This is a genomic window from Mesorhizobium helmanticense, assembly GCF_003034915.1.
Taxonomy (GTDB): Bacteria; Pseudomonadota; Alphaproteobacteria; order Rhizobiales; family Rhizobiaceae; genus Mesorhizobium; species Mesorhizobium helmanticense.
In genome coordinates this window covers 1-17,969 of record NZ_PZJX01000004.1, presented here as the reverse complement: position 1 = coordinate 17,969, position 17,969 = coordinate 1, and the positions used below count along the sequence as shown (strand labels likewise).

General features: G+C 57.5%; 15 protein-coding genes and 2 pseudogenes. 4 read left to right on the top strand and 13 right to left on the bottom strand.

Annotation, left to right across the window (positions count from 1 at the left end):
* Positions 1–182: 182 nt before the first annotated feature.
* A complete protein-coding gene (locus C9427_RS02180) occupies positions 183–860 on the bottom strand; it encodes a DUF6766 family protein (protein ID WP_425351627.1) in 678 nt (225 codons plus the stop codon).
* A gap of 40 nt (positions 861–900) precedes the next feature.
* Positions 901–1,413 carry a DUF6894 family protein gene (locus C9427_RS02175; RefSeq protein ID WP_107647582.1) on the bottom strand — a complete coding sequence of 171 codons (513 nt, stop codon included), beginning with the start codon at positions 1,411–1,413 and terminating at the stop codon, positions 901–903.
* A 340-nt stretch (positions 1,414–1,753) separates the two neighbouring features.
* On the opposite strand from C9427_RS02175, the pseudogene C9427_RS02170 reads away from it, so the two are divergent.
* Positions 1,754–1,951: pseudogene (locus tag C9427_RS02170) on the top strand (CsbD family protein); the annotation flags it as partial.
* A gap of 226 nt (positions 1,952–2,177) precedes the next feature.
* Here the strand turns inward: C9427_RS02170 and C9427_RS02165 are convergent.
* Positions 2,178–5,330 carry a GAF domain-containing protein gene (locus C9427_RS02165; RefSeq protein WP_107647581.1) on the bottom strand — a complete coding sequence of 1,051 codons (3,153 nt, stop codon included), beginning with the start codon at positions 5,328–5,330 and terminating at the stop codon, positions 2,178–2,180.
* Positions 5,331–6,059: 729 nt separating this feature from the next.
* Between C9427_RS02165 and C9427_RS02155 the strand changes: the two genes are divergently transcribed.
* Positions 6,060–6,542 (top strand): pyridoxamine 5'-phosphate oxidase family protein, encoded by a 483-nt coding sequence (locus C9427_RS02155; RefSeq protein WP_107647579.1) that lies wholly within the window; start codon positions 6,060–6,062, stop codon positions 6,540–6,542.
* Between the two features lie 1,427 nt (positions 6,543–7,969).
* On the opposite strand, the gene C9427_RS02145 is transcribed toward C9427_RS02155, so the two are convergent.
* The 7 genes from C9427_RS02145 to C9427_RS02120 form a co-directional block, all read right to left on the bottom strand.
* Positions 7,970–8,425: a YidB family protein gene (locus tag C9427_RS02145; protein WP_107647577.1), complete on the bottom strand. Its 456-nt coding sequence runs from the start codon at positions 8,423–8,425 to the stop codon at positions 7,970–7,972.
* 260 nt (positions 8,426–8,685) lie between these two features.
* Positions 8,686–9,144, bottom strand: coding sequence for a hypothetical protein (locus tag C9427_RS02140; protein ID WP_107647576.1), 459 nt, complete (start codon positions 9,142–9,144; stop codon positions 8,686–8,688).
* A 69-nt stretch (positions 9,145–9,213) separates the two neighbouring features.
* On the bottom strand, positions 9,214–9,684 hold the full coding sequence (locus C9427_RS02135; RefSeq protein ID WP_107647595.1) for an Hsp20 family protein: 471 nt from the start codon (positions 9,682–9,684) through the stop codon (positions 9,214–9,216).
* Positions 9,685–10,409: 725 nt separating this feature from the next.
* Positions 10,410–11,441 carry a hypothetical protein gene (locus tag C9427_RS33715; RefSeq protein ID WP_146172486.1) on the bottom strand — a complete coding sequence of 344 codons (1,032 nt, stop codon included), beginning with the start codon at positions 11,439–11,441 and terminating at the stop codon, positions 10,410–10,412.
* 749 nt (positions 11,442–12,190) lie between these two features.
* Entirely contained in the window at positions 12,191–12,523 is a 333-nt protein-coding gene (locus tag C9427_RS34640) for a hypothetical protein (protein WP_107647575.1), read from the bottom strand.
* Between the two features lie 11 nt (positions 12,524–12,534).
* Positions 12,535–12,996: a hypothetical protein gene (locus C9427_RS02125; protein WP_107647574.1), complete on the bottom strand. Its 462-nt coding sequence runs from the start codon at positions 12,994–12,996 to the stop codon at positions 12,535–12,537.
* 2 nt (positions 12,997–12,998) lie between these two features.
* Positions 12,999–13,172 (bottom strand): hypothetical protein, encoded by a 174-nt coding sequence (locus C9427_RS02120; protein WP_245436955.1) that lies wholly within the window; start codon positions 13,170–13,172, stop codon positions 12,999–13,001.
* 146 nt (positions 13,173–13,318) lie between these two features.
* On the opposite strand from C9427_RS02120, the gene C9427_RS02115 reads away from it, so the two are divergent.
* Together C9427_RS02115 and C9427_RS02110 are read left to right on the top strand one after the other, a co-directional pair.
* Positions 13,319–13,918 (top strand): hypothetical protein, encoded by a 600-nt coding sequence (locus C9427_RS02115; RefSeq protein WP_107647573.1) that lies wholly within the window; start codon positions 13,319–13,321, stop codon positions 13,916–13,918.
* 3 nt (positions 13,919–13,921) lie between these two features.
* Positions 13,922–14,605, top strand: a pseudogene (locus C9427_RS02110) (SOS response-associated peptidase).
* Between the two features lie 751 nt (positions 14,606–15,356).
* On the opposite strand, the gene C9427_RS02100 reads toward C9427_RS02110, so the two are convergent.
* From C9427_RS02100 to C9427_RS02085, 3 genes are all read right to left on the bottom strand, one after another.
* Complete coding sequence (locus C9427_RS02100) at positions 15,357–15,629, bottom strand: DUF2285 domain-containing protein (RefSeq protein WP_107647571.1); 273 nt, start codon at positions 15,627–15,629, stop codon at positions 15,357–15,359.
* A gap of 981 nt (positions 15,630–16,610) precedes the next feature.
* A complete protein-coding gene (locus C9427_RS02090; protein WP_107647569.1) occupies positions 16,611–16,838 on the bottom strand; it encodes a DUF768 domain-containing protein in 228 nt (75 codons plus the stop codon).
* 680 nt (positions 16,839–17,518) lie between these two features.
* The coding region (locus tag C9427_RS02085; RefSeq protein ID WP_146172485.1) for a Crp/Fnr family transcriptional regulator at positions 17,519–17,969 on the bottom strand (451 nt) is incomplete at its 5' end.

Genomic DNA, 17,969 nt, shown 5'->3' with positions numbered 1-17,969 from the left:
GCCCGTTAGCGGATGTGGCTAGAGCCGTCTATTGTGGCTAGAGTCGTCTATATCAAATGATAGCTGTTTCTGCAGAGCCAAAAAGAGGGACGCAGATCGGCAAAGAAAATCGCCGGAAACCGCGGCCCTTGCGAAGCGCCGCCCTCGGTGGCGACAACGAGTCCAACAATTACTGTAAAGATTTATGCCCCGGTCTCGTCATTTCCGGCACCGGCGGGTTTCGATTCCGGAGAGCCTTTGTGTCGGAGGAAAATCGACAGCACCACAAGGACAGCTGTCGACATGAATTCCGATTGCCAGTTCTGAAAGGACTCAAACCAAAGCTGCTCATCAAACAAATAGCTGCTAATGGTCATAATCTCGCCCCCGTGCCGAACAGCTTCATCGTTCGCGGCCGCAAAGCTCGCCCACCAGTGAAGCAAGAACGATGCGATGAAGAGCAGCCCAAGGGATATGCCGAGAGAATAGGAATAGAGCCAGGAAAGGATCGGGCTGCGTCTTCGACGAGCCAAAGGCAGATCGTCGTCCGGTCGATTAGGATCGTCAGGGTTGCGCGATTCTGCTGATCCCCGCTGAAACAAGATTGCCGTGAGCATGACATAGGCGGACATCTGCAGGAATTCGCTCTCCCAGTTTTCGAACAATGCCGAAAGGAAATCGCCGCTTACCAGGTAGGCCATAATGCCAATTGCGGCTCGGCCGTGCTCTTCGAGTTCTGTGTTGTGAACTGCATGACCCGAAAAGATCATGCCTGCGGCGCTGACTAGAAACAGTGTCACAAGTGCAATCGTCAGGCCATTATCTCGGAAAAAAACTCTCAACGTCACCTCACACCAGCGCGACAGAGCCAAAGGGAACAAGGTTTTCGCCACAAACTTTGGGCACCATGGATGCCAAGCCTCACCGGTTCGCCTGGCGGGCTGCCTCTGCCTCGGCCACATCAATTGTGCAAATCAGTTCCCCGCTTTGGTTAGAGACCCGAACCAGCCAGCCGGATAGATTGTCAGTACCGGGCTGCAAGTCCACCAATAGATCAACTGCACAGCGAGTTGCCTCCGTCCGAGCAGCATCCAGGCTGGGCATCCTGGACGGCGGAATGCGGCGGCTGCCTTCTCCATCGCGGTACTCAAAAATATACACGTCGCCAGTTTCATCGCTTGCGGACGTGACCGAGACTTCATCAAAATTGCCGTTGCTTGTCGCGTCGTAATCGTTAGCGGCAACGCCGAATGTAGCGGTCTGGATCAAGATCGCTTTCGCTCGGTCTAGCGCGGCGGGACCACTATCTGTGCCATCGACGTTCGCCATATCCACAGTGACACATTCGCCACCCTCGCCGCAGAAAATAACGCGGAGGACCTGTTGCCCGTCCAGCGCAGTAGCTTTGGCAACTTCAGTTCGAACGATCTGCATTAGAGCCTCCCAGACGTGTCCCCTCAATGCCGGGAGGGCTGTTCGGTTCCTGCGCGAGCACGTTTGAATCTACGGCCGCGAACGATTGGCCCTGGTCCGCAGCGATACACTGGAGTCCTCATCGACATGTGGGGTGTTGCAAGGCTCTACGTTTGGTCCATCTTCGCCAACTCCGTGGTGCCGCGACGAGCCTTTGCACATAGCCTACGCCTTCGACGTCCGCCCCAGTCGCGAAAGAGGTTTGCGCCGCGCTTTTTGCTCAGTTGATCTCTGACTTAATCGGAACCTCCCGGGCTGACACCCGTTTTACTTTCTCTGAAACAATGGCGGTCACGGACCATGGAACCGCGTCGAAGGAAACTTGAAGCAGGTCAAGGGCAAGGTCAAGGAACAGTGGGGTAAGCTCACTGACGACGACGATCTGGATCGGATCGCGGGAAGCGCGACCAGTTCGTAGGCAAGATCCAGGAACGCTACGGTATCGAAGGATCGCGTCCGAAAGGATGTCGACGAGTGGTATGGTCAGCAGGGCTGTTAGTGATCGCCTTTGATCAAAAGTATAGGGCGCTGTCACAAGGCAGCATCCTTTTATTGTAGCCATAGCGGGGCCGACGTCTGCGCCTTGGCGTTCAGTGGCGGCCTCGTTGCCGAGACCGCTCCGTGATCGTGATGTGACGCTGCCGACCTCCGCCTGCTGACGGTGCCGCAAACCAATCAGCCTGGACGGGCGCTGCGCTTTCCTCCGCGGCCGACCACCGACCTTCCTATCGGTCGAGAATAGAGCGAACTTTCTCCGCCAATTCGTCGATGGTGTAGGGTTTGCCTAGAAGCTCTGTCCCAAAGTCCAGAGTTCGGTTGTGGACAATGGCGTTGCGCGTGTAGCCGGTGGTATAGAGAATTTTGAGGTCAGGATGTATCGCCTTGACCTTGTCCACCAGTTCACGTCCCGACATCTCCGGCATCACAACATCCGTAAACAGGAGCGACGGCACGTGCCCGCTTTGGACGTGGTCCAGCGCTTCTCGCGGACCACGCATCTCCAGAACCGAATAGCCTAGCTCGCGCAGCGCCTCGGCTGCCATAAGACGAACGCGTTCCTCGTCCTCGACAATCATGATGACTTCTTCCGCGCGGCCCGGATACTCCTCTGTCGGTCTCGAGACAGTTTCCTCTTCTACCCGGTCATACGAGCGCGGCAGGTAAATTTTCAAAGTAGTTCCGTGGCCTGGTTCTGAGTAGATTTTGACGCTACCGCCTGACTGCCGCACGAAGCCATAGACTTGGCTGAGTCCCAGGCCCGTTCCCTTACCAACGCCCTTCGTGGTGAAAAATGGATCGAAGGCTTTGGCCCTGACATCCTCTGACATTCCGGTGCCGGTGTCGGTGACCGCGATGAGTACATACTGGCCGGGGGCGATTGCATTTTCTCTCGCATATCGGTCATCGATGTAGGCGTTGGAGGTCTCGATGGTCAATTTTCCGCCTGCAGGCATCGCATCACGGGCATTGACCGAGAGGTTGAGGAGAGCGTTTTCAAGCTGCGCAGAATCGACCTTCACCTGCCAAAGGCCTGCGGCGAGCACAGTCTCAACCTCAATGGTTTCGCCCAGCGTCCGGTTCAGCAATTCACTCATACCGCCGACCAAACGGTTTGGATTGAGGCGTTTCGGCGCTAGCGGTTGCTGGCGTGCAAAAGCCAGAAGCCGCTTGGTAAGTTCCGCCGCACGTTGAGCGCCCTCTATCGCCCCCTCAACGAAACTCTGGACGTTCGTATCGCCCTTTCTAAGCTTGCGCTGCACAAGATTAAGGCCGCCAATGATGACGGCGAGCATGTTGTTGAAGTCATGCGCTATCCCACCGGTGAGTTGGCCGACAGCTTCCATCTTCTGTGCCTGCCGAAGATGCTCTTCCGCTCTGGCACGCTCGGCAACCGCGTCGAGCACACGTTGCTCGAGCGTGGCGTTGAGGGTCTGCAGCGCCTTGAACAAGCGGGAATTGTCAATTGCCGTCGCGGCATGTCCTGCAAGTCCGAGTAGCGCCGACTCGTGTTCGGCTCCGAAAACGCCGGTTTCGGCATGCCCGAAGAATAGTCCGCCAAGCACTTCGCCTGAGCGCGCTGTGACCGGCACCGCCAAATAGGAGCGAACAGGAAGATGACCCTTCGGCATTCCCATGTTGGGTGAATTTCTGCCGTAGCGCGGGTCTTGCAGGATATCGTCGGAGCGAACCACGCCGGTTCCAAGAAAGGTGGGGGCGAATACGGCCGTGTTGCGTGGCATCGGGTAGTTCTCGAAGGCCGACCGGGACGCGCCTGACAAGGCATAGAGCATGTAGCTGCCACCCTGATCGTCGAACACATTATAGAAGAATGCCCCGAATTGCGCTCCCGACAATTCCACGCCGGCGTCCGTAACTGTTTGCACGATCCGCTCCAAGTCGAGCTCGGCCGCCACTGCGGCTCCTGTAGCGTTCATGATCTGGAGATGGCGCTCAACCAGCTTTTGTCGGGTTATGTCAATCGTCGTGCCTATGAAGCGGACCGCTCTCCCGTCTTCAAAAAATGCGTCGCCCGTGGCTGCGACCCATCGCTCTTTTCCATCGTGCAGGCCTATGGTGCGATACTCGATGTCATATCGGGAAGATTCTCCGGGCGTGAGCGCTCTCCGTACAGCCTCGTCCGCCCGATCTCGATCCTCAGGATGCAAGCCCGCCAAGAATGCTTCCTCGTAGTTGACCGCGGCGTCGGGTGGTAGCCCGAACAGAGCCTTGCACCTGTCGTCCCAGCGGAGATCCCTCCTCACGGGGTCATAGTCCCATGTGCCGATGGCGGCCGCGTCTGTCGCCAGCCGCAGACGCTCCTCGCTGGCCCTGGCCCCCTGCTCGGAGCGAACCCGCTCTATGTGGGCCCAGCAGCGCTCAGTCACCTCAGTCAGCAAGGCCAGTTCACGTTGCGACCACAAACGCGAATGCCTATCGTGAATTGCCATCAGCGCGGTCAGCCGACCCTGCTTGACCAGCGGCATGCAGATAGTTGCCGCGATGCCGATATCTTGGAACGTCTTTGCTTCCTCGGGCGCTAGTTCCGCGAGGTTGTCGTTGACTACAAGCGGCCGCCCGGCGCTAAGGTTGGCGACAGCGAGGCGCCCAAAACCCGCCAGGCTGTAGTAGCCGACGATACTGGGCGAACCCGGGGCACTCCAGTCGCCGCGAATGGTGAAATGGTGCTGGTCCGGCTCCATGTCTGCGTAGGCGCAGATGGAGACACGAAGGTGTTCTCCGATCAGCCGGGTTGTGACTTGCATGACGGCGTCGGCGTTGGTCGCATCAGCGGTTTCCTTGCCGAGCTTATCGAGAAAGGTCAGACGCTCGGCACTTTCGCGCAGCGCTCGCTCGGCGCGCAGGCGCTCGGTCGCCGTACGCATACGGTTGGCAACTTCCGAAATCAGGTTGATTTCGTCGGGTGTCCAGCGTCGAGGCCTGGCGTGATTCAAATAAAGCAGCGCAACCAGGCCGCCATGCTCAGTCACCGGCATGTTGATGACCGATTGAGCGCTGATAGCTTTCAGCGCGTCAGCATGAGCCTTCGTCCGAGGATCCTTTTCAGCATCGTCGAAAACGACAGTCTCGCCCCGCTTCAAATCTTCGATGTACGAGCCGTAATCCCGAAAATGAAGTATCCCCGCCAAGCTCTTTATGCCCGGCGCGTTCCAATCTCGTTCGATGGTGATCGTCTCCCGCTCGAGATCGATCGTTCCGTAGCCAGCTCGACTGACATTGAGTTGCCTGCCTAGCAATTGTGCTGCCGCGTATGCCAGTTCTCCAGGATCGTCGATTTCTCGAATGCGATCGCCCAGCGCCGCTAACACCTCCGAGCGGTGCAGGCTAGTCTCCAGCTCGTGGTCGACGGTGGCCCCCATAATAGCCCCAGTTGATGCAACGCCATTAATGCGATCTGGCGGCACAAGGTTCCATCGTGAGTTGCTGATAGTCTGTCTGGAGCCGACGATTGAATGGACCCTTCAGGCGGTCACTGCAGATCAGCAGCTTTTGGAACTTTGGGAGGGCTCCGGTCGTTCGCCTGATCGAAGCAAAACGGAGAGCGTCATGTCTCAAAGCGTTGCGATCCCACCAAACCCCATGCTCGAGCAACCCGCAACTGAAGGCATGCAACCGGCTTTCTAGACAGGGCTGTACAAGCGACGCCACAAAACGCTGGCGGTATCGAAAAGACGCCGCAAATGGCGACACAGCCGAAGCTGACTAATCAAACTCGCGCCGTTGATTGCGAATGGACTTGGACCTTTTCGTCTCCGCCTTTCTGGAGCATCTGCGGTCGAACCCGGTTGAGGCTCGTGACGGCGGAGCATGAGCTTCCCTCAAGCAAATGCTGAGGCGCCCCCCGCCCTTTTCCGCCGTCACACCTATCCCCCGCCTCGGCCAGAATCTCAATCATTCCGGATCATTGCGACTTGCCCTTCCAGAGGAATCTGGAGGCACGACGCACGGCAAGGAAGACGCCAGTGGCTTCAGCGGTGAGCCATGATGTCGCCGTCCTCTATAACGCTGCGCTCTGGCGACACTGATCCCGGCAGGAATAGGAACCTTGGCCCCACCGCGACGTTTGGCTGACTCACAGGAGCCACGATATGCACGACAATCACGAATTCGAAGGACGGTTCTGGAAGTCAATCCGCTCAGATATGACGGCCATGGTCGGGCTTCCGGGCGTAGATCCCCGGCCCATGACAGCGCAGTTCGACGGTGATCGGAAGGTCATTTACTTCTTCACCGCAAAAGATACCGAACTTGCAGAGAACGCCGCCTCAAGCCCAAAATCGGCGACCCTTGTTTACGCGGCGAAAGGCCATGACCTTTTCGCGACCGTCCATGGCACTCTACAGACTGACAATGACCGCGCCACGATTGATCGACTGTGGAATCGCTTAGTCGCGGCCTGGTTTGAGCAAGGGCAGGACGATCCTAAGCTCTGCTTGCTGCGGTTCGATCCGACTGAGGCGGAAATCTGGAACGACGCTTCCAGCGTCGTTGCCGGTATAAAGTTGTTTCTCGGCATAGGGGATCCCAAGGAAGACTTCAAAGACAGCGTGGCAAAGGTTAGCCTGGCGTAGCGGACACCCGATTGCATCCTATTTGACACGCGCAATCGATCCGGGGTTTTTTAGGCGCCCGACGGCCGTGCCAGGCAGAAGCGAGCTATGCATTTCAGCAAGTCGTGAATTGACCTGCATTGGTGGAACCAGAATATTGCGCCGCACAGCATGGGAAATCAGATGGCGTTGCGGATCAAGTTGCCGAAAGGCACCCTGAAGGTGAAGACGTATCGAGAACTGCGGACTCGCGAACGTGATCGGCGCGTCCCAGTCTTGAAGGTGGGATCGATCTACGTGATTTGGTGGTCGAACAAGCAGACGTTATCTAAGGATCGGCAGCAGGATCGCTAAGTACCTCCCCCCTCTAAGAACAACTGCAATAGGCGAATGAGCGCCGCATCCTGTGCGGAGAATGCCGTAGCGCTGACAACGAGTACAGGCCTGCCTCTCCATTTGCGAAGAGACAGGCCCTTCCACCTGCCTCAGTTTCATCGATGCAATTGCGATGCCAACTTTGTTGACCATTTCGGTTCAGTTTTCAGCTCTCATCGGGCTAGCGCTCAAGAGAATTAAGCCGGCGTAGTACATTCTGATGTTTCGCGGCAAAATCCTGTTGGCTCATGTTCACCCGCCGGCAATCCCCACTCCCGCACCGCTGGACAAGGCCCTGCGGCTGAAGCGTGTAGTCTTCTAGCCGCGGGGCCATGCAGAAGTCCGCCGCGCGATGATCAAGAGGGATTGATAGGCCGCCGAAGTTGCAGCAGACGGTGGCCTTTGCGTGCTTTGCCCAATTTCCCGTCAAGTCACACAATAACGAACATTAGCGACGGTGAATACTGGATCAAGACCGACTGCTGCGGATAAGCTCATCAAAATGGATCTGTGACAAAAATGCCGTATGGGAAGTTCTCGGCAGGTAAGGGATCTAGTGTCGCGCCTTCTACGGCGGCGCCGGTCTCGGCTCAAGCGGCATTGTTCCGGCTTAGGACGCGTGCAGCGGGAGCCCGAGAATCAACGCTGCTATCGATCCACTTTCGCCCCACGCATGGACCAGAAACCTGCGGCTAGGCCAACCGAAATCGTTCCACCAGACGAACTCATCGCATCCTCCCTGCGCTCCTCAACCTTTTCGCTGCGTTCACCGCCGCCATGGACGTGCATTGGCAAGACCGAAACAGGCCATGGGGGCTTGCCATGCACCAAAGTCGGTGACGCCCGCGCCTTCCGCACCGGGAATGTCGACTCGGCCTTCATCAAGCCGCACGTCTCCCGTGGTTGTGCTGGAACTCGTGACAACCGAACGCGTCTGCGTACTCGTTCCAATACTGTGGAACGACGTGTTCCTTGCCGTCCCTCTTGGCCTAAGCGCCATACATCCAGACGTTTGCGACCCGTTCCTGATCCTTCTAGCTACTGCCATCTTCGGGCCTACTCCCCATCCACCGCTAGGAGCTGCGTGGCGGCACCACCTGGTCGAGGAGTGTAACCTCATCGGTCGCTGCTGGCAGTTCGCCGTTTGGTGTCAGCTTGTCGACCGCCTCAGGCAAGTCTTTCGTGATCCTAGCAATCAGCTCATCGCGCGACAGACCGGTTTGCATCGAAAGGGAAGTGAGAGTGTCCTCGTCTATTGCCGTCATCACGTCCTTTGGGTCGATCGGCTGGTTGGGTCCGGTACCAACCCAAGAATCCACCTTCTGCCCCGCTCCTGCCTTTCTGAAGCGGTCGAGGATGTCCCCAAACGCCGTCCCGGAGACGCCCTTGGACAACTGATCCAAGAGCCCGCCTTGCGGATTGTTTGGATCGCTATTTCCGGCACCACGGATCAAGTCTCCGATCTTGTCGCGATTTTGGTAGGCCAGAATGCCAAGCATCGCGATAGCCAGTCTTCCTAGATTTGCCATTGGTTTTCCTCCTAGCTTACTGGAGAAGGTTTTGTGCTCGCAAAGGTTCCGCCTGCTCGATCTCGTAGACCTTCAGGTGACACTTAGTCCGTCTCTTCTAGGAAATCCCTGCAATGGGGCGTGGCGCAAATCTTCCTCTCCGCGCAAGTGCTTCACGCGTCCGGCTCGCAACGCGCATTGATGCGCCTGGAAGAGGCGGCGGTCGTCAAACCATGACACGCTTTAGACGACCGCCGATAGCGACCTTAGTATCGCCGCCCTTACACCAGGGCCGGCTCAGCCCAAACTATCGCGCCCCCACCGTTGTTGTGGGGCAGACGGGCTCTTACCGGGCACGGTGGTGGATCGTCGTCGTCCCGTCCACGGCGGCGCACCCACGAAATCCATTTCTTGTGAGGACGCCGTGCGAAGGGCGCGCGCTTCGCCATATCGAAGCGACAACGCAGGTCCTCGTCTGGCTGCTCGCCGTCAAGAGCCGACAAAGCACGCAGGATGTCATCGATTATTGCGACAGACCCGTTGTCCCACTGACGTAGTATCGGGACGCCGGGGACGGCGCGTACATCGGACGCCCAGGAGGCGAGCAACGCACGTTTTTCGGCGACGCTGATGTTTGGATGGTGGAGTACATCGTCAGGACTCCCGAGCGTTTCCCTGATGCTGAGCGGGACCGCATATCCTGACTTGGTTTCGAAGAAATCTTTGGTTTCGGGTGTCATCTCCGTTCTCCGCAATCTGTGCCTCCAGGCTCGGCCGGGGGGCGGGGACCGCAGATTGTTGCGTTTTGATCAGGCTACTTTGCTCTGTGGCTGAGTATCTTGGCTGATCTGCTTGTTCTGCGAGGGCTGCTTATCCGTGCTGATGCCGATTCGACGCGGCTTCAATTCCTCAGGAATGTCGCGCACCAAGTCGACAGACAGCAAGCCACTCTCCAGCGAGGCATTCGCGACCTTCACATAGTCTGCCAGCCTGAAGACATGTTTGAAGTTGCGAGTCGCCATACCACGGTGCAGAACTTGCCGATCGCTCTCCTCGGTCTGTTTTTGACCGACCACGATCAATTCAGGGCCATGCTGTGTGAGCTCAACCTCCTCAGGCGTGAAGCCAGCAATTGCCATGGTGATGCGGTAGTCGTTATCACCGGTTTTCTCGATGTTGTACGGCGGCCAATCCGTCCGCACGCTGTTATCGAGCAGGTCGAAGAGACGATCGAAGCCGACCGTCGAGCGGTAAAGGGGGGTATAATCCAAGCTTCTCATAGCCATATCCTCCGTAAAGCAACATGGGTTAAAGAGCGTCGCCGCGACGCCAACAGTCGAGCCTAAGCCTCGACGGCAATCGATTTTGGAACGTCAAGAAAGAATTCAAGGGGCAGGCAAAAAATTTTTTGGAGGGAGCAGCGATGGAAACACTCGCACAGCTCAAACGGAACGGCCCGGAAATCCTATGACGGCCGCCGGGTGAGTGGGAGAGCCCGCCGGTCCATTCCCGGACCGACGAGCCCTCTGTCCCAAGCCCCGGCCTGAGCAGTTGCAAATACGATGCCAAATTAGTCGACCCTATTTGGGCCACAGGCGCTTAAACAGAATTCAGCCTCCGTAGCTCAAATCTGATGTTTCGTCTGCGATCACCCTCGTCTCATGATCGCTAGCCGGCGCTCACCCCCCTGCACCACTGGTCGGGCCCTGCGGCCATCGAAACTGCGGCCCAGCCGCAGGGCCACGTTCATAATCGGCTCATCGCCGAAACCTGTCAGTGTCCGGTGCTGGGTCTAGCTCAATTGCATACCCCGCGTCCGTCGCGCTTCGCGTTATGCTTTCTGCAAGTTCCCAATCGGTGAGTTCGCAACGAGGGAACGTTCCCCTCATCCGAACATCGTCGCAGGCATGCGTTCGGGAGCATCCTTGCAAAGGCGGTAACAACTTCCGAGGCTCATCGCCGGCAGATGAAAGTTCAGTTGCTGTCAGTCCGCAATAAGTTCGCACTAGGAGCAACCAAAGCCGACGAGCCAAGTTGGATTGCCGGCGACGACACATGCAGCCCAGGATGTTGGATTCCAGCTGCATTTGCGGGTTATAGCGTCGTGAACTGCGCATTTGTCGTTGAAACAACAGTCCCCGCAGAGGGAACTCCAACAAGTGCAACCCGGGCCACAGCGGCCGTAGCAGCCATTTTCTTCATCACCGGCCGGACCGTCGCGCCCCGCGACGTTGCACTGATTCTGATCCGGAGGGCACTGTGGCAGTTGTTCAAGATTCGCCCCGTCTTCCTTGTTCCAGCAAAACCCAGATATGTTTGGGGGCGCGAGGAGGTCTCCGATTTTTCCGGTGACAAAGGGCCGGATGCGTGGTGGCAGTTTCTGACGCGCGAGAAATCCTGGTTGGCTGGCAGGTGCCATCCCCAACAACGTTGTTGCTCCCATTCCTACGGCGTGCAATGCAAATGACGGGCGATACAGGTTACCTATCATTCCAGCTTGGGCGAGCTGGTCCGAAAGAGTTGGTAGCAATGCATATTCGGGCGACGCAATTGTCTGTTGAACTGCGTCTAAATTTCCTTGTACGTCAGTGATTGACAATAGCTTTTCTGCGACAAGAGGCTGCAGAGCTTGCCGGCGGCTTATCTTCGCCTTGTCGGACGCCGGCGCCACTTCAGCCTCAGCACGAAATGTTTCTAGATCAGCGCGTTTGCTTTTTGCGGTTGCCTGATCACCGAAAGCTGAAACAACATTGCCACCCTCAGAGCGACCACTGAGGATCAGACGACCGTCGAGCGTCGTGATCAAATAGAAGAAATCTTGGCGCCTCCGGTGAGAATCGAAGCGAAGGCCAATCTTACCTTTCCGTAGGACACCCTGCAGCCGGGAGGGTGTAACAACATTCAGATCCAAAACAATTTTGCGATGATCGCGCACAACTTGACTCGAATTTGTATCGGCGTGAACCCAGCCGGTAACAGTTGCAAGAATCAACAAAGCCAAAATTAGCGAGGCGAACCCCGCGTTGCGGGTATCCATCGCATCCTCCCATATTCGTCACGCGCATGAATGTGCGAGAGGAGTTACATTAGCAGAAATGCATCTACTTGGCGCTAACCAATTCGCGCAGCTTCACCAACGACTAGCGCCGGTTGAGAGAACGGTCTCTCGCGCATGAGAGGGACGCTCATTTTGAGGCCGAGGGGAGTGACATCTCACTCCTCACGAAAACCGATCAGGCTTGGCTTAACCCAGCCCGCCATCCCGCAGACCGAAGTTCTGGCGATATCGACGGCGAAGCCTAGTCTTTCGTGCTAAATTGGAGCGGCGGGTTGTCGCTCAAAGACCCATCTACCGTGTGCCTAGCCAGAAGTTTACGACGAAACGATCATTCGCCCTGAGTTCGGGGAAGAATGGTTTTGCTCCGAAGAGGAAGCCCGAGCGGCTGGCTGGAGGAAGTCCCGTAGATAATTCCGTGATCGCACCATACGCACCGACGCCTGGTCCGCTAGTTTATTGAAGCGGCGGAACTGAAAACGCTCCGTCTGGCCGGCGTCCCCCCCGCCCAATTGGCGCCGGCCATTTTCCCGTCTAACGTGTTGTTGTCAGCCTCCGACTATGATTCTGATGGCGGGCTGCGAGGTTTTGGCGGGGGTTCGCAGCCGGCCGTCGCTCAGCCCAGCGAATGCGTCGGGAACCGCTTGGCAAGCTGCATCGATTAACGCCGCCGGACACCACCATCAGATCGGCCGATCGCAGCAGCCGATGTGCCACAGGCACCCTTCACCTTAGGACTGACAAAGGCGTATTTTTTCTTCGGTGCGTGCGAAGAGGCTGCTAGCGAGTGCGCTCTCCTCATCTCCCCATTCGGCAGTGGTGGCCATTAAAGGCACCGTCTGCAAGTCTGCCTCTTCTTCAGTCGGTCGACCCCCCTTGAGCTCCGCAATCTCGTCATCCCGTCTCGCAATGCGGCTTTCCAGATTGGCGATGCGTTCTGCCAGGAAGTAGCGGCCGACAACGAACCCTCCACCTCCGAAGAGGATCGCGAGCGTAGCAAAGAGAGCTGGGTTAGCCAGCACCAGCGCCGAGTTGGTTTGTAGAAAATCGATAAGCTCCTGCATTTCGCATCCTTTCAATTCCTGGGTAGCCTGTGGATCTCCAGCCTTACCGGGCCGCCTCTGTCGCAGCTCGTGCAGAGCAGTGCCCTCTCGACCGTGCTGAACAGCGCAGCCTTCCCGTATTTCCGGATGAGCGCCGCCGGCTTAACCTCCGCATGATGCGAGCAGTTTCTGCACCACGCGCGCAGCGCATGCCATTCGCGCAGGTCACCAAGCGACACGTCGAGGCCAGCATGCACGCTGCCGTCGATGATTGTCTGTGGTGAAATCCTCACTTCGCCTGGCGTCACGATCTTCTCCATGACGTGGCGGCTGTTGTAGTGGATCAGCAGCATGCCCGGCCGGCGCCGGATGGCGGCTTGCCAGGCCGCCTGACTGACCATGGCATCCGGCGATCGGCATATCGTTTCGAGATGCGTTTTCTCTTCCCGATCCCAAACCTCAATCCGGAAATTGTCTTCCGCTGTGTCTGCCATGGCTAGAGCCGCGCCTTGTGCCAACCGCGAGAAAAGCCGTTGGAGATTGCCGCCCTTGACAAAGCAAGCTCGCGCTCCAGTTCGGCGTTCCTGGTGAGCACGTACAAGAGAGCCGCCACAGCATCGCCATTCGCTGCAGCTATCGCCTGCTGGGCGACCAACTCCAATTCAGCCATAGCTTCACCGGCCGGCACGTTTTGGCGCCTTCCCATAGCCTTCCCCTGTTCAGATCGATCAGGAATAAGGAACATATTCCTCTGGCGTCAAGGCCTGGCTTGACATTTCTGTTCTCTTTTCGTTCACTCTTGGCCTGCCAGCCATAATGGAGGCGGTCATGGACATGCTTATGAACGCCAGGGGCGCAACGCCCGAGGAAAGGCAGAGAGGCATCGAGGCCGCTAAAGCGGTGCTTAACCGCGCTGGAATGACAGCTGAGGAAGCCGCAAGCGGAGCGTTCGCGGTCGAAGGTTGGGACGACATGGGTTTCCCAGAAGACGAAGAGCCATCGGAAGCGGAATATCAGGCTGCCGAGATCTGGTATGAGGCGAACAAAGCGGCGCTTAGGGCGTGCTGTGTCGACTGGCCGGATCAGAAAAGGTTGGAGGCGGTTGGATTGCAATTGCTGACGAAGCCCGACGAGCAACTTGCGGATCGGGGGACGGCTTTGGCGAAGCTTCGTGCCATCGTCCAGGCGGAAGACGGCAAAGAGTATAGCGACGATCGCATTTTCCTGCTTGCCCTCGCTGCTACATCAGAGATGGCCAATGGGACGCTGGCGCGAGACCTCGTCAGCGCGGTAACAGTTGCTTATACGCCCCTGGCTCATGCTCAGTTCACGCCGGATGAGCCGATCGAGCCGAAGCGGCAGGCTGTGTTTGCCGCGATCGAGGCGCTGGAAAAGGCGTCGGCGCCTCCTAACTGAGGTATGAAGATGTGTGGGCGCTTTACCAGATATCTGCCGTGGTCGGAAATTCACCGGCTCTATCGGCTGACGGCACCGGCGGATGTCGGCCGCAACGACGCGCCCCGCTACAATATCGCGCCGACAGACGAGGTTCCTTTCGTCACAGCCGCCGATGACGGCAACCATCGGCTGCGGACCGGCCGTTTTGATTTGAAGGCATCGTGTCGACACTTTCGATGCGGGCATTGAACATCTGTCCTTTGGGCTTCTCCTTCGCCCAGAATGGCACCAGCCACCAACCGCTGCCTGATCTCGGCCGATGGCTATTACGAATGGACGATCTCACCTGCGGACGGCAAGAAAGACCCGTGGCACATTTTCCAGCCCGACCACGCGCCGTTCTCATTTGCGGGCCTTTGGGCCTACAACTCCAATCTCGATGTCACCAGTTGCACTATGATCACGGAGCCTTCGGCGGCGCCGGTCAATGAGATCCACGACCGCCAGCCGCTCATCCTCGATCCGGCCTATTACGACGCCTGGCTTGATCCCAAGACGCCCGCTGGCGACCTGAAGGAAATTCTCAGGCACGACATTGACGGACAGCTTCAGTTCTATCGTGTCGGCCGCGAGGTCAACGCGGCGGCTATCAACAACCAGCCCAATGACTACGCCGGGCTAATCGAGCCGATAAAACTGCTATGAGCGACGAGATCAGAATTCGACTTCTCGAGCATGTCACCACGCCGGGCGTTCAGCACCATGTCTGTGAGCGCGCCGAGTGCAGCAGGCATGCCGGCTGGGGATTGCCAAGCCAAAGCAGACGCCGCATTGGTTCTGTTTCGCGCACCGCGCCGACGGCGAGCGATACCTTTAACTACCCGGATCCACCAGTCGGACGGCGAGCCGGAGCAGCCGACCGCCCTGCACCACAGAAGACCTGTGCTGGCCGAGAGCCGCGGCTAGAACGGCAGCCGTATCTCGTCGGCGCCAGGGATCGACTTTGCCCAGCCGATGTCCTTCTGAATTTCAGGCGGCAAGCTGTCCAGCGTCTGAATTGTAGTTTTCCTGATACGGGCTCGGTTAAGAGCGTGGCCAATCCGGCCAAGTCTTTTGAAAATCGACACGTTAGCTCCCATGCAGTCGATGGTTGAGTGCATCCCGGCGAAATCGCAGGGGCTCTGGAATTGCGCCAGGTGTGTATCCAATCAATTGTGCGAGGACGGTGAAAAGCTTCACAAAACTCGGTCCAAAGAAACATTTGCATGCAAACGAATCTCCCCCGGCATGGCAAACTTCCTCTTTCTGTGATCATATCTGCTCATGGGTGGGGCAAGGCGATATCGCCAACGGGTTTCGTGAATTTGACAAGGAAGTAGCGAGTAAAGGCCACCATAAGGCTTGTGGTGAGATGTTTACCTTAATGGACACGATGGGCGGCTGACCCGCTCTGCGTTTAGTGCGGCGCCCCGCCAGCGAGCAAATACTTGTAACCGTTCGTTGTCATCCAGCGGGCGACATGCGTCTCCCAAGCCTTGAATGCCCGTTCGGGCTCACGCTCCGGGTCAATATGCAGGACGATCTTGGCGACCTCCCGCCAGTCGGCATCTTCGGCCGCGGCGTCGAGCAGGCGGATATAGGTGAGCAGGCGGTCTTCGTCGTAGCTGGTGAGCACGGGAGATGTCGGTGCCTCGTCGGCGACATCGGGATCAAGCAGTGGTGCGCGCATCGCAACGTTCTAGCGGGAGTGCCCAGCGGATGCAAAAATGGCCCGCCCGGGATTCAAGCCAGGCGGGCAGTTCTGGAGTGGCCAGGGGATCAACCCGGCTTTGGGTCAACGGATTGCGGCAGGGTTGGTTGCGGCTGATGCCCGTCGCATCAGAACTTAGTTCAGGCGGCAACCACAATCAGCCCGGTAAGAGCCGAACACCGTCATCCAATCTAATGCCTTCCGAAGGATTCGTCTGTCGTAGGTCTCTTCGTCGGCCCAGTAGATCAGCAATCCAAGTGGCAATGAAATGACCAACGTAGCAGCGAATCCGATCACGGAAAAAGTCGCGACCACGTAAAGGACAACTACAGAGATCGAAGCAGCAGAGAGCATCTATTCCCCAAGGGCGCCAGCGCGCGGTAGTTGGAGATTGAGGGAATGCTGCCGAGTTCGCTATCGGACTTTGCCGCGCCAAATAGGCGACACCTCGACCAGCGAGATACTAGGTGACCACGACGGGGCGCCATATGAGCCAATTCACAGAAGCAAACGATAGGGATTAGGTACGCCGCCCCAAAATCTGGCATTGATCCGCCTCAGTCCTTCTCTCGGCAATCAACCCGATCGGCTGTTAGAAAATTCGGACAAACTCCCTTTGGCGGACACTCAAAAGGTTCAAAAGCACTGAGTTTGGTATCTGAACGTCGCGCAGCTCACGAAGGCGTTCAGGTCGTCTTCCGCAGGGAAGCGCAAAGAGCCACTTACTTCAATTTGGCTGCGCGTGCGTCATCCTCAGCGACGGCGGCGCGTAGTCTTTCGTGCTAAACCGCTCGGCAGTCGCCACTGACAGCACATTGGACGGCCGCAATTGACATAGACCGTTTCGCGGGCGGCAAGGGTATCGGCGAGTGTCTTCTGAGGCATGCATGGCGATCTCCGTTGATGGGGTCGCCGCACCGAGTTAACTGTCCCCGGTCTGTCGGCCGGATGCAAGTCGCTTCAGGGCATTTCCACCATGCCGCCTTCACGATGCAGCATGGCGTCGTAAATGACGTCGAACACGTTGCCGACCTCCTCTTCGATCTCATGTGTTTTGATGCCACTCTCCTCAGCCGCTTTCAGGGCCTGGTCGGCCAGACCCCTAATGGCGAACGGATCGCTTGTCATTGCCTTAGGCAGATGCTCTGCCATCCATTTGTCGAAGAAGTTGATGCCACGTGCGCTCATCCAGCCATAAGCCGGCGAATGGGATTAAGTTCCTTCTCCCCGAAAATCCTGCTGCCCGCCAGGCGGCGCCCCTCCGACCTCAAATATCTGAGCCTCGGCCATTTTCGTCTGAAACTTTCAGCCACTGGGCCGCGTATTAACCAAAGACGGTGGGCTGCAAGGCTTTTCGCGGGGGCTGCGGCTGCCGTCGACTATCGACCGCGATCAGCGATTTGCTTGGTCAAACTGACAAAGCGAGACGTCTGTCTTTTCTGGGATCATGGTTTGGGTTTGGGGGCCACCAAGCGCGCTTCCCTCAGAATTGAAGAGCGATCGAAGCCGACTAGGGAAATGATTTCTCTGATTTGCTGCTCTGAAGCTCCGGACTCGCGAACCAGAGAAGCAATAGCCTGCTCGCTTAAACCCGGTTGTCCTGATTGCGTCACCTAATCCGGCCTCCGTTGGGGCAGGAGTGCGGTGATCGCTCCCAAGCGTCAGCGCCCAATTCGTGGCTGACGACCTGTCTTTTGTACGCTTCCGGACAAAACTTTACTAGCTGAAATCGGAGGCAGTGTTGGCTCGCAATTGAGGCTGGATTTGCAGTTAGGTCCGAGACGGTGATTTCAGTCCGACCGGGAAGAACAAAAGCTCGGCCAAATCCTTTAGACACCTTGGCAGTCAAATGGCCACCGCATAGACAATCAGCTGGAGACCAGGCCAAAATAGCGCTGTTCCTCCTCGCCGTAGGCGCCATGGGTAAGAGCGATCATTCCTGCTCGGTCAACGATGGTAATTTCACCGCGTTTAGCGTGAACCAGCCCCCTGTATTCAAGCATTTGCAGGGCTACGGTAACGCCGGGACGCCGAGAGCCGAGCATGGTCGCCAGAAATTCATGCGTCAGGTAGATCTTGTTGCCTTCACTGCGATCGTGGACCATCAGCAACCAGCGGGCCAGGCGTTCCTCGATTTTCGAATGGCCGTTGATCAGTGCAGTCCGGGACGACTGGATAAGGAACGCGTGGGCATAGCGGAGCAGTGACTCGCGAAGGGACAGGCTTTTTGCAATCGCGGAGCGGAGATTTTCAGCCGGCAGGCTCCAGCCTTTGCTAGCGACCTGGATATAGGTTTCATTGGAAGACCTGTCCTGGCCA